The organism is Ignavibacteriales bacterium, assembly GCA_015709675.1.
Taxonomy (GTDB): domain Bacteria; phylum Bacteroidota; class Ignavibacteria; order Ignavibacteriales; family Ignavibacteriaceae; genus H2-BAC3.
Genome location: CP054182.1, coordinates 3323175 through 3337130, shown reverse-complemented (window position 1 = coordinate 3337130; position 13956 = coordinate 3323175). Strand labels below are relative to the sequence as shown.

Here is a 13956-nt window from a genome sequence, read left to right as displayed (position 1 = left end):
TTGGTTAAACGGCCGGTGATTCGCATATTTAGAATCTACCTTTAAAAATTTATGAAACTACTCAAATACATCCTTCTCTCAGCGCCTTTCTTGATCTTCGTGATTGTCACGACGGTTAAAGAAATCGAAAGAAAAGAACTGGGCAGTGTCAGCAATCCCATTAAAATCTATTTTACCCCTTCGGTTGACTCAAAAAAGATTACTTCTAATGCCAGGACTCTGCTGGAGTTTCTTGAAAAAGAGACAGGATACCATTTTGTAACAGCGGTTCCGAGCAGTTTTGTGGCAGTAGTTGAGGCATTCGGGAGTAAAAAAGCTGATATTGCTTCGATTAACACGTTTTCCTACCTGATGGCAAATGAACGTTATGGAGCCGAAGCGGCACTCAGAATTGTCCGTGATAATGGTGAAATTTCTTACCGCGGTCAGATTGTGGTACGAACCGATTCCGGGATAGACTCGATTCAGCAGCTAAACGGAAAGACCATTGCTTACACCGACGCTGCCTCAACCTCCGGTTACATCCTTCCAAAGTCCCTTCTTGATAAAAATAATATAAAACCCTCAGAATCAGTATTCGCCATAAAGCATGATAATGTGATTACAATGGTGTATCAGCGGCAGGTGGATGCAGGTGCGACGTATTATGCACCTCCTGACCCGGCCACAGGCGCAATTCTTGATGCAAGAATGCGGGTTCTTACGCAATTTCCGGATGTGGGGGATGTGGTGAAAATCATCGCTCTGACTGATGAGATACCGAATGACCCGATTGTTTTCAGAAAAGACCTTCCTGAAGTGATGAAAATAAAGGTAAAAGCCGCACTTCTTAAATTTGTTTCCACTCCTGAGGGACAGCATGCTCTTTACGAAATTTATGATGTAAGGGGTTTTATTGAAACAAACGACTCTGATTATGATGTACTCAGAAATATGCTCAAGAATCTCGGTGTTTCATTACAGGGTTTGGTGAAAAAATGATACTAAAAATTGAAAATCTACACAAGATTTATGACAACGGTACTCATGCTCTTCAGGGTATAAACCTGACAGTACATGAAGGGGAGTTCCTTGTAATAATCGGTCTGAGCGGATCGGGTAAGTCAACTCTGCTGCGGTGCATTAACCATCTGGTTGAGCCGACTTCAGGCAAGATTGAATTTCTGGGGAAGGATATCACTCATGTGAGAGGGCATGAACTTCGTGAAGTAAAAAAACAGATCGGAATGGTATTTCAGCAGTTCAATCTGATAAAAAGAAGATCGGTGTTAACCAATGTGCTCACAGGAAAACTGGGATATTTAAAAACGTGGGATACACTGATAGAAAAGTTTTCACCGGAAGTGATTGCGGAGGCGATGCACAACTTAGAAACAGTCGGCATTCCTGAAAAAGCACACATAAGAGCTGACAATTTATCTGGCGGACAGCAGCAGAGAGTTGCTATTGCACGCAGTCTGATGCAAAAGCCAAAACTACTGCTTGCAGATGAACCGGTAGCATCACTTGATCCGGCAACTTCGAACTCGGTCATGCAGTATTTTGAAAAAGTGAATAAGGAACTCGGCACAACGGTTATATGTAATCTGCACTTTTTAAGTCTGGTTCGCCGTTATGCCACAAGAGTGATCGCACTGAAAGCAGGCAGTATTATCTATGAAGGACTGCCGTCTGATATTGATGATAACTGGTTCAGAACCATTTACGGTGAAGAAGCAGAGGAGGTAGAAATCAGATGAGCAGTCATTCAACACCACATGCAATAATAGGGGCTAAGAAGGAACGTGAGGCCAGGATTAACCTGACCAAAGCAATTCTGCTTGATATCTTTTTTGTGTTTTACTCCATGATCGTGCTGCAGCGCGCGATCTATTACAAGCTGATCCTTGATCTCAGGGAGATGCCTTTCTCCTGGAGCGAAATTGGGATTATTTTCATCCTCAGTATCGTCATAGGATTTGCCTGGGCAAGCAGCAAGACATCACTTTCAGCAAAACTGTTCGGTGTGGCCAAAGAAGGAAAAGTGACGGATCTGACAACCGAACTGTTCGGATGGTTCCTGTTTAATATTACCTTTATATCCGGATGGATAATCACCAAGATATCCATTGTTGATATATTTTCTCCGGACGGAATTGAGGGAGCTCAGAGGATATTCGGCTCACTTTTCACACCGGAGTTCAACATATTTGATGACGCGCTGTTCGCGATAATTGAAACGATATATATAGCGCTTATCGCGACGCTGATCTCAATACCTCCGACACTCATTCTGAGTTTCCTCACCGCGCGGAATCTGATGAAAGATTCAAAAACTGCATTCGCCTCATATTATGTGCTGCGTGTGGTGCTGAATTTTGTGAGATCAATAGAACCGCTTATCTGGGCGATTATCTTCTCCGTGTGGGTGGGTATTGGTCCTTATGCCGGTATGATTGCTTTGCTGGTTCATACGATTGCCTCAAACGCAAAGCTTTATTCTGAAGCTATTGAAGGAATTGAAGAAGGCCCGATTGAAGCGATTGCAGCCACCGGAGCAAACAAGCTGCAGATAATCTGGTACGCGGTTGTGCCTCAGATTGTGCTGCCGTTTCTTTCCTTTACCATTTACCGTTGGGATATCAACGTAAGAATGGCAACCATCATCGGTCTGGTGGGCGGAGGCGGTATCGGCACCATGCTGATGCAGTATCAGGGGCTTGCTCTCTGGAAAGAAGTAGGACTGATTGTAATTATGATAGCCATTGTGGTCTGGATAATGGACTATATCAGTGCAAAAATTCGTGAATCAATTAAGTAGAGTGATGTATATGAAAAAAACAATTTTTCTCCATGCGATAATACTGCTGTCATCGGTTTTTCTCTTCCAGGCTTGCAAGAAGAAAGAAGAAGTCAAGAAGGAAGTTATAAGTGTAAAAGGCTCTGATACCATGGTAAACCTGGCTCAGAAATGGGCAGAGGTATTTATGAATCAGAATGCAAACATTTCTGTTCAGGTAACCGGAGGCGGTTCAGGAACCGGAGTTGCAGCACTTCTTAACGGAACAACTGATATTGCCGCCTCAAGCCGTGAGCTAAAATCAAAGGAAAAAGAACAGGCAGCCGCTAAGAATATTCAGTATGAAGAGTTTAAGGTTGCTCTTGACGGTATAGCTGTTATTGTTCATCCTGAGAATCCTCTGAATGAACTGACCATGGACCAGATCAGGGATATATTCAGCGGTAAAATCAAAGATTATGCTGATTTAAAGTCAGGCAAAGGAAAGATTACCCTTTACGGCAGAGAAAACTCCAGCGGTACGTATGAGTTCTTCCGTGAGCATGTTCTTGGCAAAGACAAAAACGGCAACGAAATTGATTACGCAACCAATACACAGGTACTGCAGGGAACCGCTGCACTTGCCGAGGCTGTTGCCCGCGATAAGAACGCCATTGCCTACGGCGGCGTTGGGTATTTTGCCATGAGAACCGATGTTAAGATTCTCGGCGTTAAAAAAGATGCAGACTCACCCGCTATATATCCTGCCAGAGACGGCAAGGTGAATTTTGAGGATATCTGGAACGGAGCATATTCCATTTCCCGTTATCTTTACATGTTTACCTCAAAGAAGCCGGCAGGCGGGGTTGAAGCGTACATGCAGTTTGTTCTTTCACCTGAGGGGCAGAAAATTGTAGAAACCATGGAGTATATACCTCTTCCCCGGTAAGGAAAAGGTAGCTGCTTATGCCCGAAAATATGGCAGAAAACGGAACTGCGGTATCACCGTATTCCAAAAAAATTAAGAAAGAAACACGGATAAAAGAGAGCATTATCCGTGCTTTCTTTCTTTTAAACGGACTGACGGCGCTGGTCTTTATTATTCTGATCTTTATATTCCTCTTTAAGGAGGGGATTAACGCCTTTAATCATATTAGCGCTTCAGATTTCATCTCTTCACAGAAACCGGATGAAGAGGGTATTCTAAAAACCGTTTATGAATGGTTTCCGACCGCAGGCAATGCACGCCATTCACTGATACCGCTTATTATCGGGACTCTTCTTGCTGCTATACCCGCAACAATTTTTTCAACGATACTTGGCGTCGGGGCTGGTATCTATCTGAGTGAGATAGCAAACCCCAAGATTAAAGAATTCCTTAAACCGGTCATTGAACTTTTTGCTGCTATACCTACTGTAGTGCTCGGATTTTTTATGCTGGTTGTTGGGGCATCATTTTTTAATGAATTGCTCAATCCGCCGAACCGGCTGAATGCATTCGTGGGAGCGGTTGGTTTATCTATGGTTATTATTCCGATTATTGCTTCTCTGACCGAAGACGCACTCAGATCCATACCTATGGAACTTCGAATGGCCAGTTATGGTCTTGGCGCAACCAAATGGCAGACGATTTCGAGGGTTATCCTTCCTGCCGCATTCAGCGGAGTATCAGCAAGTATCATACTTGGCTTTGGCAGAGCGATAGGCGAGACCATGATTGTACTGATGGCTTCAGGCAATGCATCCAATATCACGGCGAATATTTTTATGAGTGTCAGAACCATGACCGCAACCATTGCCGCTGAGATGGGTGAGGTATCGCAGGGAAGTGATCATTACTACGCGCTGTTTTTTATCGGGGTGATACTTTTTATCATTACATTTTTTCTGAATCTGATTGCCGAAATTATCGTCAGCAGAATGAGGAAAAGGAATACGTTCTGATATGGCAAATGGATTCGGAAGCAAACGCAGAGATTTAACGGGAACCCTAAGCATCGGCCTGATTACGGCTATCTTTATTTTTATTGTCTTGCTGCTCGTTGTTGTTATCGGAAATATCGTGATTAACGGCGCAAGTGTTCTCTCGCTTGAGTTTCTGTTTGATGAACCGCGCAATAACATGACTGAAGGTGGAATCTGGCCGGCGATTTTCGGCACTCTTGCAGTAACGGTATTCATGATACTGCTTGCGCTTCCGGTAGGAGTGTTTTCAGCCATCTATCTCAGTGAATACGCGAAAGATTCAATATATACCCGTATTATAAGAACATCCATTAATAATCTTGCAGGCGTTCCCTCGATTGTTTTCGGATTGTTCGGACTGGGATTTTTTATCCTCTTCATCGGAAAAAATCTTGATGAAGTGCTTGGCACCGGACTGCTTTTTGGCCAGCCGGCAATGATATGGGCAGCGGCCACACTGGCGGTTCTTGTACTTCCGATAATTATTGTCTCCACTCTTGAAGCGCTGAACTCAGTGCCTAAAAGCCACCGCGATGCCTCATATGGATTGGGAGCGACTAAATGGCAGACGATCAGTACAGTTGTTTTGCCGCAGGCTCGTCCTGGTATTCTTACGGGAGTAATACTGGCAATAAGCCGCGGAGTGGGTGAAACTGCTCCGATACTTTTTCTCGGGTGTGCATTTTTTCTGCCGAATCTTCCGGTGGTAGATTTGTGTATCGGGGACTACTGCATACCAATGGTGAATCCTACAGAACAGTTTATGTATCTGGCGTATCATATTTTCATACTTTCTACGCAGTCTGCAAATCCAACATTAACACTGCCTTTGCAATACGGTTCAACCCTTGTATTAATCGGGCTGACGATTCTTCTTAATCTTACTGCAATAATTTTCCGCTACCGCTTCAGAAAAGCGCTGGGAAGGATTTAGAATGAGAGAAATTAAAATAGCTGTTGACAAGTTATCACTCTATTACGGCAAGAACCGTGCTCTGAATGATATCTCCATGAATATCCGTGATAAGCGGGTGACTGCGTTTATCGGCCCATCGGGCTGCGGAAAATCAACATTCCTCAGAACGCTCAACAGAATGAATGACCTGATTGACAATGTAAAAATTGACGGTAAGGTATATATTGAGGATGTAGATATATACGAACCCTCCATTGATGTGGTGAATCTGAGGAAAAAGGTGGGGATGGTTTTTCAGAAATCCAACCTGTTCCCCAAGTCCATTTTTGAAAATATTGTATTCGGCCCGAAACTGAACGGCGTTAAGGACAAAAACGTTCTTATGGAAACTGTGGAGCGCACCTGCAGGCAGGCAGCGATCTGGGATGAAGTGAAAGACCGGCTGTATGAACCTGCACTTAGTCTATCAGGCGGACAGCAGCAGCGCCTTTGCATTGCCCGCGCTCTTGCGGTTGAACCGGAAATTCTTCTGATGGATGAACCAGCCAGCGCGCTTGACCCAATTTCCACAGCAAAGGTGGAAGATCTGATTCATGAACTTAAGCAGAACTATACCATTGTGATTGTTACTCACAATATGCAGCAGGCCGCCCGCGTGAGTGATTTTACGGCATTCTTTTATATGGGGGAACTTATAGAATATGATAAAACAACAAGAATTTTTACCAATCCTTCAAATAAACAAACTGAGGATTATGTAACCGGACGATTCGGTTAAGAAAGATAACTATGGAAAGACATTTTGAACATCAGATAGAGAAGCTGAAAACCAGAGTTATAAAAATGTGCAGTCTGGTTGATGAGCAGGTTGAGTTTGCACTCCGTTCGGTTGAAGAAGAAAATCTGGAACTTGCTGCTCTGGTTAAAGAGAGGGATAGCAAGGTTGACAAATATGATGTGAAGATTGATAAAATCTGTCAGAAGATTTTCGCGCTGAATCAGCCGGTTGCCATGGATTTACGGCTGATAATGTCCTCACTGACCATCAATTCCAATCTTGAGAGAATAGGTGATATTGCGGTAAATATTGCTGAAGGGGCCATGCTGCTGAAGAAGAAACCTGAATTCTGGGGAAGGATTCATATTCACGCAATGTCACTCCTTGCAAAGGAGATGATTAAAAACGCGATAGATGCATTTATTGAGGGAAACGCAAAACTTGCGGAAAAAGTAGTGCAGAGTGATGACCGTCTTGATTCGCTGAACAATGAAAATCACCGGATTCTGATTGATATCATGAAGGAAAACCCGGAGAATATAGAACCGGCTGTTCATCTGCTGGTTATGTCCCGCCAGTTAGAGCGTCTGGGTGATCATGCGACGAATATCGCCGAGGATGTATATTTCATCGTTGAAGCTGAAATGATAAAGCACAACTATGAAAAGTATCTCTTCGGGGATGACGATGACGAGGATTAAGAATTAACCGGTCTCTTTAATTCACCGGAAAGTTCCGTGAAAGAGAATCACTTCGTGCCGGAGGGCTGCCCGCTCTGTTAACTTTTTGCTATAAACCAGGAATCCACAGTTGCAAGTATTTCGTCTGACTTGCTCCTGAACTTCGGATCAATTGATATTTTTCCGCTTTTGATAAGGTTGAGTGACTCTTCGTGCAGATTAGGGACAGCTGAAAGTATTGTTAATCCTGCTGATGTAAAAATTTCCACCATCTCATCATGTCTTAGTCTGTTCATATACATATAACGGTTGCCGGCATAGGCATCCCACTCCTTATCGGAGTACTGAAGAAAATTAATAGGGGAAATGCTGTGATCAGTATGGGAAAAATGATCGGAATAATCAACACAATGGACAAACGCACCCGATTTATTGGTAATCCTGATTCCTTCTTTGAGAATGTTTGAGAGGATAGGAGCAGGAATATGCTCAAAAACCGTGAACGATGTATGGAAATCAATACTGCCGGTTTCAATGCCGGTTTTAGCGGCATCTCCCGGAGCTATATAGGTAAAATTGCAAAGCTGTAAAAAGTCTTTTAGTATGAACGGCGTTCTTTTTTGGAATGAGATGAGTTCTTCAAAACGGTCTTTGCGAAGCAGCCCGCCAAACAATGTTTCAATTTCTTTGCGGTTATCTGATATATACTGAAGATCTTCCCTGACCAGATCGCCTTTCAGATAGGGATTCAGATCTATAGTCGTTACGGATTCAGCACCCATTAACCAGAATGCCAGGGGAACGTTTAGAACTCTTCCTGTGCCTACCTCAAAAAATCTTTTATCATCCGGCTGATAACCGTGTTCGATCAGTTTTTTCCAGGTGGTAATACCGGCATTGAGCCGGATTACCGGACCAAAGTTCTGCAGCCTGCCCATTCTTCGCTGCACCTGATAATATACTTCATAGGAGAGGGCAGAGGGGAGGAGTGATATCAGATTTTGAATTTTCGCTTTAGTTTTCCAGTGCAATGTAAATTCCTTAATTCAGCTTCATGATGGGTTAGTCCGCTTTTGTGAGCAAAAGTGCAGAGGACGTAATTTCCAGAGTTTAACGACCGTTATGTTTTTGGTTTTTAAGGGGTTAAAATTACCTAATTCTTTCAAAAAGACCAAGGTTTGAGGAAAATAAAGGTTTTGGCAGGGAGGTTTGAGAGAGTTGGGTGAGAGGGGAGGGACATTTGGGACGATGGTTAAGGACCCCCTCGACTTCGCTCGGGGACCAGTTTGGGAGTGGATTGCAGAGTGGCTTGGGGAGCGCCCCTCGACTTCCCCTCGACTTCGCTCGGGGACCGGCTCGGGGACCTGCTTTGGGAGTACATTTTTAGTCTGCTCAGGGAGCGGGGATGTTAAAGAGCTTTAATAGTGCTTTTGTGATGAGTGAGGAATCCGGGTCGCTTTCTCCCTCTTCTTTCAAATCCCTGGAGACCAGGGTGATATTAAGATAGAAAAAGAGCGAAAGGGGAAAAAACCTGAGAGGGAGGGAGGATGAAAACTCCGGTGAGGTACTTTTTATTGCACTTACCACCAGCTGCAATATGTGTTCCTCCCGGGCAAGCATTCCGCGGATAATATCTTTCAGATAGATGGGGTTGCTCTTTCTCATGAAATCTGAAAGACTTTGAGCCAGTACAGGGAAGAAATCGGATAATTTTTCTTTGAGGGTCAGGTAGTGATGCAGCCGGGATTCCAGACTTACCGATTCATCGTTAAAAATCTGCTCAATTCTGGCAATATAGAGATCAATATCCTCTTCAACCGCACATTTATAGATATCCTCTTTGGAATCAAAATAATGGTACAGGGTAGATTTACCGATATTGAGCTGTGAAGCAATATCGGGCAGGACAGTATCCTTATAACCCTTCCTGGCGAAGAGTTCTTTTGCGGTCTGCAGAATTTTCTGCCGTAGATCTTTTGTCACTGCTGTCCTGGTAATGGATAAAATAGCTGATAAAGAGAGGGTAAAATAACTACCTGACAGACCTCAAACAACCCCTGAAACTAAGAATTTCTTTGATTTTTCGGGGGTGGTTGGCTAAATTTGTTGTCTTGTATTTTCTTTAAAATTATCGGAGTTAACAGACCTATGCCCATGATGGCCAGAATGAGAGACCTTGCACCGGCTTTTATTATAACGGTGGGAGTCCTCTTTGTATTGTTTATGGTGATCTCTGACTCGAATGTTCTTGAGGCACTGGGCGCCCGGGCAAACAATGTCGGATCAATTAATGGAAGAGATATAACCATTACTGAATTCGATGAGTTCGTAAACCAGGCACGTGAAAATCAGCGGAATCAGACCGGACAGGATATCGAAGAAGATCAGATGGCACAGTTCCGTGACCAGGTTTGGGACGCTCTTGTTACACAGATATTAACGGAACAGCAGATTGAAAAATACGGTATCAAAGTAACTGATGATGAAATCAGAGATGCAATCCTTGGCGCTAATCCGCCAGAGTTTCTAAAGCAGAACTTTATGGATTCGCTCGGCAACTTTAACCGCGAAGCATATCTTACCGCGATTAAAGATCCGAGAAATAAAAACATCATGGTTCAGGCAGAAGATTTTGTCCGCCAGCAGCTGATCAGCGATAAACTTTCAAGCATGCTTTTCAGCACGGTTAATGTTTCGGAAGGTGAACTGAAAAGAAAGTTCATTGACAGAAGCATTAAAATGGATGCAGAATTTGCGCTTGTTGAAATTACTTCTTTCCCTGATTCACAGTTCAATCCGACTGACGCAGATTTAAAAACCTATTACAATGAAAATCCTGAATTATATAAAGTTGATGAGCAGAGAAAACTTCTCTATGTAACATTTCAGGTACGTGCATCCAAAGCGGACACCGCAAGGGTAATGGAAACACTGGTAACAGTGCTTGGCAAAGCCGAGAAGGATACCGGAGATTTCAAAAACTTTGTTGATATATATTCTGAAGTCCCTCACAAAGTGGACACTCTGGATATTTCCGCAGTACCGGCAGAGGCATCAGCGCTTTTTGCTTCAGCTTCCTCAAACTCCTTTATCGGACCGGTTGTGACTGCCGAAGGGGGTGTGTTATATAAGATTTCCGCTGTTCTGCCCGGAGCAAGCCCTTATGTGCGCGCGCAGCATATACTGATTTCATCAACGGGTGATGATGCAAAAGATTTGGCAGAAGCAAACCGCATTTATGATGCAGCTATTAAAGGCGCAAACTTTAATGAACTCGCCGCTCAGTTTTCTGCTGATAAGTCAAACTCATCAAACGGCGGTGATCTTGGCTGGTTTGGCAAGGGAGCAATGGTAAAACCATTCGAAGATGCATGTTTCAGCGCTCCGGTTGGCGTTGTTCAGAAGCCGGTTAAAACTTCATACGGATATCACATCATTAAAGTGAATGGCAAGAGCAGCAACCGCTATGTGGCTGAGAAAATTGTCCTCGCTATAAAGCCGTCACCTGCCACCATGGATAAAATCCAGACTGAAGCAACCGACTTTGCGTACCTGGCTGATAAAAACGGTTTTGAAAAAACCGCGACTGAAATGAAATATGCCCCGCTTGAAACAACACCTTTCACCAAGGATGTATTCTATGTGCCGGGTATCGGGTACAACAAGAGCATTATTCATTATGCTTTTGATAACAGTCTGAGCACCGTAAGCCCTGTGTTTAACGTTCAGGGTTCGTACGTTGTCTTTAAGGTATCCGATGTTATAAAAGCAGGCGTTAAAAAGTTTGATGATATTAAGAACGAAATCCGTTCAGCAGTCATCAGCGAGATGAAATTCAAAAAAGCCAAGGAAGTGGCTGATAACATTAAATCAAAGATCAGTACCGATCTGAGCGCTGCAGCATCTGTTTTTTCTCAGGTAAAACTGAATACAGCAGTCCAGTTCTCAACAGCCGGCAGCATACCGAATGTTGGTACAGACTATGCTTTCAGCGGCGCTGCTTACAAACTTCCGTTAAATACCGTTTCTGAACCTCTTAAAGGAAACAGAGGATACTATATTATCAAAGTAACCTCCCGCTCCAATTTTGATGAAACTGCCTATGCAGCCCAGAAACCGTCAATCCGCAGCGAGATTTATAATGAGAAGAAGTCAAGCCTTTATAATCAGTGGCTTAACAATCTTAAAGATAACGCGGATATCAAAGACCAGAGATATCTGTTCTACAGATGATGATCTGAGTATTAAAAAAAAGCCATCCGGACAAAACTGCCGGATGGCTTTTTTTTTGAAGATAATTTTAGATAAATTTCTTTTTTTAACGGAGAATAGTTGCAGTTAGTAAGGTTCACCGCGGTTTGCTGGATACTTGTGTCAGTTCTTGTGCTCCCTCAGGGAGCGCGGTTCGGTATCAGTCTGTCCGGAAATTATACAACATCCTCCAAAGTGTATCCGACTCCCTACTCATCTGATCTTTCGCTGCGGAACGGATTTTATCCGCTGGATGATTTTTATAATCCCTCCGCGGAGATATTCTGGAATATCAGTCCGGATCTTGAGCTCGGGCTTTCCTTTGAATATATGCGCGTGACTGCGGACAACAGGTTTGTAACCGTCTTTGACGGATTTGTAACAAGGAGTCTGCGCGTTACGGATGGTTTTGAATTGTACCCCATAGAGCTGAATTTATATTACCGGCTGCCCTTTTCACTTGATGACTGGGGTTTCTATATATATGGCGGAGCCGGGTTGTATCCTGCTTCGTTCGTGAGGGAGATGGGAAGCGCTGAGTTAAAGACGGTTGATCAGCAGTCGGGATACGGCATTCAGGTAGGAGTGAGTGGGGATTACGTGGCGTATAAGAATCTTCTTATTACTTATGGAATGAAGTTCCGTGATCCTCAGGTGCTTCTGAAAAGTGGTTATGTAAGTGAAGAATTTACCTATAACAACAGACAGTATAAGGTTGGCCAATCGGAATTTGATTCGAAGATTAACGTTGATGGTGTAGTGTTTATGATGGGAGTCCGGTATAATTTTATGGTGAACTTTTAAGTAATTATGAATTATGAAGTATGAATTATGAATGGATCAGAATTCGGATACAGAGTTTGACCTTAAAGCGAGAGCATATATTCAATACCCTTTTCAGGCAGATAATTATATAATGTATCATGTCTGTTAAATCTAAATTAATCTATCTTACCGGCTTTATGGGGTCGGGCAAGACTACGATCGGTCATATACTCGCGAATAAAATCGGGTGGGATTTTCTTGATCTTGATAAACTAATAGAAACTGAAACGGGGAAGAAGATCAGCGGTATTTTTCAGGAAGAGGGGGAGGAATACTTCAGACAGCTTGAATCGGAGTATCTAAAGAAGATAAGCCATTATCAGCAACATATTGTCTCGCTCGGCGGGGGAACCATTGCATTTTTTGATAATTTGAACATACTTAAGAACAGCGGAAGGATTGTTTATCTGAAAACTTCTCCTGAGAAGGTGTATGCGCGGCTCCGCTTCAAGACGGACAGGCCTGTGCTGAGAATGCAGGAAGAGAATGACGACAAAAATAAAATTCTCACCCGCATCGCTGATCTTATGGAAAAACGGGAAATTTATTATTCGCAGGCGGATATTATTTTCCGGACAGATAATCTGCCAATGGGAAAAGCTGTTGACCTTCTCGCAAAAATGATTAATAAATATATATGACAATGATATCCATTCCGGTTGAAACCCGTTCAGCTTCTTATCAGGTACATCTGCATGAGGGAGCATTTGAACCGCTTACTTCCTATCTTGAAGAAAAAGGATTCCGTGCGTTTTTTCTTGTTGATGCTCAGGTATACCGGTATCATACGGATGGGGTGCATGACCTGACCGGTTTTAACAAAGGTGTTTTCAGAACACTTATTATGAAGCCGTCAGAAAAAATGAAGACCATGGCCTCGGTAAACAGGATACTCTCGTTTCTTCAGGATCATGGGGCAGACAGGAAATCAGTGCTGGTGATAATCGGCGGGGGAATCATCGGTGATATCGGCTCATTTGCCGCTTCAGTATATATGCGAGGCATACGGTTTATTCAGGTCCCGACCACACTTCTTTCGGTTATTGACAGTTCGGTCGGAGGAAAAACAGGAGTTAACTTCGGAGGAAGAAAAAACTTTATCGGGACTTTTACCCAGCCGGAATCAGTCTGGTCCGGACGTAGTCTGCTGATGACGCTTCCGCGGGCGGAATGGGAATCCGGTTACGGTGAAATGGTGAAATATGCGTTTCTATATGACCGGCAGTTTTTTGAGCGTGTTGCCGGGTTCTTCAGACTGAAGGGCAGCGCAAGGCAGGAAGAGCTGAACAGTATCATGGCGGAGTGTATTGCCATTAAGGCACGTATAGTGGCGGCAGATGAAACAGAAACAGGTCCAAGGAAGCTGCTTAATCTGGGACATACGTTTGCTCATGCAATTGAGTCAGCTACCAGCTTTAAGGTGAAACACGGGGTTGCAGTTTCAGCAGGATTGATTTGTGCGGCAGAACTTTCCGTAGTGCGGGGTATGCTCAGCAGGAAAACAGCGGATGAGTATATTTCTCTTTGCAGGGAGATTTCTTTCCCTAAACTTCTCAGCCTGATTGACCCCGCTGAATTGTGGAAACTGATGCAGTCAGACAAGAAAAGCAGCAACGGGGAAGTGAGGTTTGTTCTCCTGAGGGAGGGTGAGCCGCCGGCTTATGATATTCCTGTTAATGAGAAAATTGTCTCTCAGGCAATAAAAAACAGTCTGCACTGGTTTGAATAATAGGGAATAAAGGGGGATTTGGCGGCACAGAATTTGATGTTTTTGGGGTGTATT

The 13956-nt window shown here is 43.5% G+C and carries 14 protein-coding genes; 12 read left to right on the top strand and 2 right to left on the bottom strand.

Annotated features, from left to right (window positions below; all coding sequences use genetic code 11):
• Window positions 1-51: 51 nt before the first annotated feature.
• The 8 genes from HRU80_12975 to phoU are packed head-to-tail and all read left to right on the top strand — an operon-like array spanning window position 52 to window position 7118.
• Entirely contained in the window at window positions 52-981 is a 930-nt protein-coding gene (locus HRU80_12975) for a phosphate/phosphite/phosphonate ABC transporter substrate-binding protein (GenBank protein QOJ29735.1), read from the top strand.
• On the top strand, window positions 978-1739 hold the full coding sequence (gene phnC / locus HRU80_12970) for a phosphonate ABC transporter ATP-binding protein (GenBank protein ID QOJ29734.1): 762 nt from the start codon (window positions 978-980) through the stop codon (window positions 1737-1739). Before HRU80_12975 ends, phnC begins: the two co-directional genes overlap by 4 nt.
• Window positions 1736-2800, top strand: a complete 1065-nt coding sequence (gene phnE, locus HRU80_12965; GenBank protein QOJ29733.1) for a phosphonate ABC transporter, permease protein PhnE — start codon at window positions 1736-1738, stop codon at window positions 2798-2800. The genes phnC and phnE overlap by 4 nt, the downstream gene beginning before the upstream one ends.
• A 10-nt stretch (window positions 2801-2810) precedes the next feature.
• Entirely contained in the window at window positions 2811-3707 is an 897-nt protein-coding gene (locus HRU80_12960; GenBank protein QOJ29732.1) for a PstS family phosphate ABC transporter substrate-binding protein, read from the top strand.
• Between the two features lie 17 nt (window positions 3708-3724).
• Entirely contained in the window at window positions 3725-4702 is a 978-nt protein-coding gene (gene pstC, locus HRU80_12955; GenBank protein ID QOJ29731.1) for a phosphate ABC transporter permease subunit PstC, read from the top strand.
• A 1-nt stretch (window position 4703) separates the two neighbouring features.
• Complete coding sequence (gene pstA, locus HRU80_12950) at window positions 4704-5657, top strand: phosphate ABC transporter permease PstA (GenBank protein QOJ29730.1); 954 nt, start codon at window positions 4704-4706, stop codon at window positions 5655-5657.
• Between the two features lies 1 nt (window position 5658).
• Entirely contained in the window at window positions 5659-6417 is a 759-nt protein-coding gene (locus tag HRU80_12945; GenBank protein QOJ29729.1) for a phosphate ABC transporter ATP-binding protein, read from the top strand.
• A gap of 11 nt (window positions 6418-6428) precedes the next feature.
• A complete protein-coding gene (gene phoU, locus HRU80_12940) occupies window positions 6429-7118 on the top strand; it encodes a phosphate signaling complex protein PhoU (protein ID QOJ29728.1) in 690 nt (229 codons plus the stop codon).
• Between the two features lie 77 nt (window positions 7119-7195).
• Here phoU and HRU80_12935 read toward each other — a convergent pair whose 3' ends face one another.
• Window positions 7196-8128, bottom strand: coding sequence for a hypothetical protein (locus HRU80_12935; protein ID QOJ29727.1), 933 nt, complete (start codon window positions 8126-8128; stop codon window positions 7196-7198).
• Between the two features lie 361 nt (window positions 8129-8489).
• Window positions 8490-9080, bottom strand: coding sequence for a TetR/AcrR family transcriptional regulator (locus HRU80_12930; GenBank protein ID QOJ29726.1), 591 nt, complete (start codon window positions 9078-9080; stop codon window positions 8490-8492).
• Between the two features lie 183 nt (window positions 9081-9263).
• Between HRU80_12930 and HRU80_12925 the strand changes: the two genes are divergently transcribed.
• The 4 genes from HRU80_12925 to aroB all read left to right on the top strand — a co-directional run bounded on the left by HRU80_12925 (window position 9264) and on the right by aroB (window position 13902).
• A complete protein-coding gene (locus HRU80_12925) occupies window positions 9264-11330 on the top strand; it encodes a peptidylprolyl isomerase (protein QOJ29725.1) in 2067 nt (688 codons plus the stop codon).
• A 99-nt stretch (window positions 11331-11429) separates the two neighbouring features.
• The gene (locus tag HRU80_12920; GenBank protein ID QOJ29724.1) at window positions 11430-12152 is read left to right on the top strand and encodes a hypothetical protein; all 723 of its coding nucleotides are present in this window, start codon (window positions 11430-11432) and stop codon (window positions 12150-12152) included.
• Between the two features lie 119 nt (window positions 12153-12271).
• The gene (locus tag HRU80_12915; GenBank protein ID QOJ29723.1) at window positions 12272-12814 is read left to right on the top strand and encodes a shikimate kinase; all 543 of its coding nucleotides are present in this window, start codon (window positions 12272-12274) and stop codon (window positions 12812-12814) included.
• Entirely contained in the window at window positions 12811-13902 is a 1092-nt protein-coding gene (gene aroB, locus HRU80_12910) for a 3-dehydroquinate synthase (protein ID QOJ29722.1), read from the top strand. The genes HRU80_12915 and aroB overlap by 4 nt, the downstream gene beginning before the upstream one ends.
• Window positions 13903-13956: the final 54 nt, after the last annotated feature.

Excerpts from the sequence above, each read along its gene's own strand:
- HRU80_12975 (QOJ29735.1), top strand. The coding sequence starts at position 52 with ATGAAACTACTCAAATACATCCTTCTCTCAGCGCCTTTCTTGATCTTC.
- phnC (QOJ29734.1), top strand. The coding sequence starts at position 978 with ATGATACTAAAAATTGAAAATCTACACAAGATTTATGACAACGGTACT.
- phnE (QOJ29733.1), top strand. The coding sequence starts at position 1,736 with ATGAGCAGTCATTCAACACCACATGCAATAATAGGGGCTAAGAAGGAA.
- HRU80_12960 (QOJ29732.1), top strand. The coding sequence starts at position 2,811 with ATGAAAAAAACAATTTTTCTCCATGCGATAATACTGCTGTCATCGGTT.
- pstC (QOJ29731.1), top strand. The coding sequence starts at position 3,725 with ATGCCCGAAAATATGGCAGAAAACGGAACTGCGGTATCACCGTATTCC.
- pstA (QOJ29730.1), top strand. The coding sequence starts at position 4,704 with ATGGCAAATGGATTCGGAAGCAAACGCAGAGATTTAACGGGAACCCTA.
- HRU80_12945 (QOJ29729.1), top strand. The coding sequence starts at position 5,659 with ATGAGAGAAATTAAAATAGCTGTTGACAAGTTATCACTCTATTACGGC.
- phoU (QOJ29728.1), top strand. The coding sequence starts at position 6,429 with ATGGAAAGACATTTTGAACATCAGATAGAGAAGCTGAAAACCAGAGTT.
- HRU80_12925 (QOJ29725.1), top strand. The coding sequence starts at position 9,264 with ATGAGAGACCTTGCACCGGCTTTTATTATAACGGTGGGAGTCCTCTTT.
- HRU80_12915 (QOJ29723.1), top strand. The coding sequence starts at position 12,272 with ATGTCTGTTAAATCTAAATTAATCTATCTTACCGGCTTTATGGGGTCG.
- aroB (QOJ29722.1), top strand. The coding sequence starts at position 12,811 with ATGACAATGATATCCATTCCGGTTGAAACCCGTTCAGCTTCTTATCAG.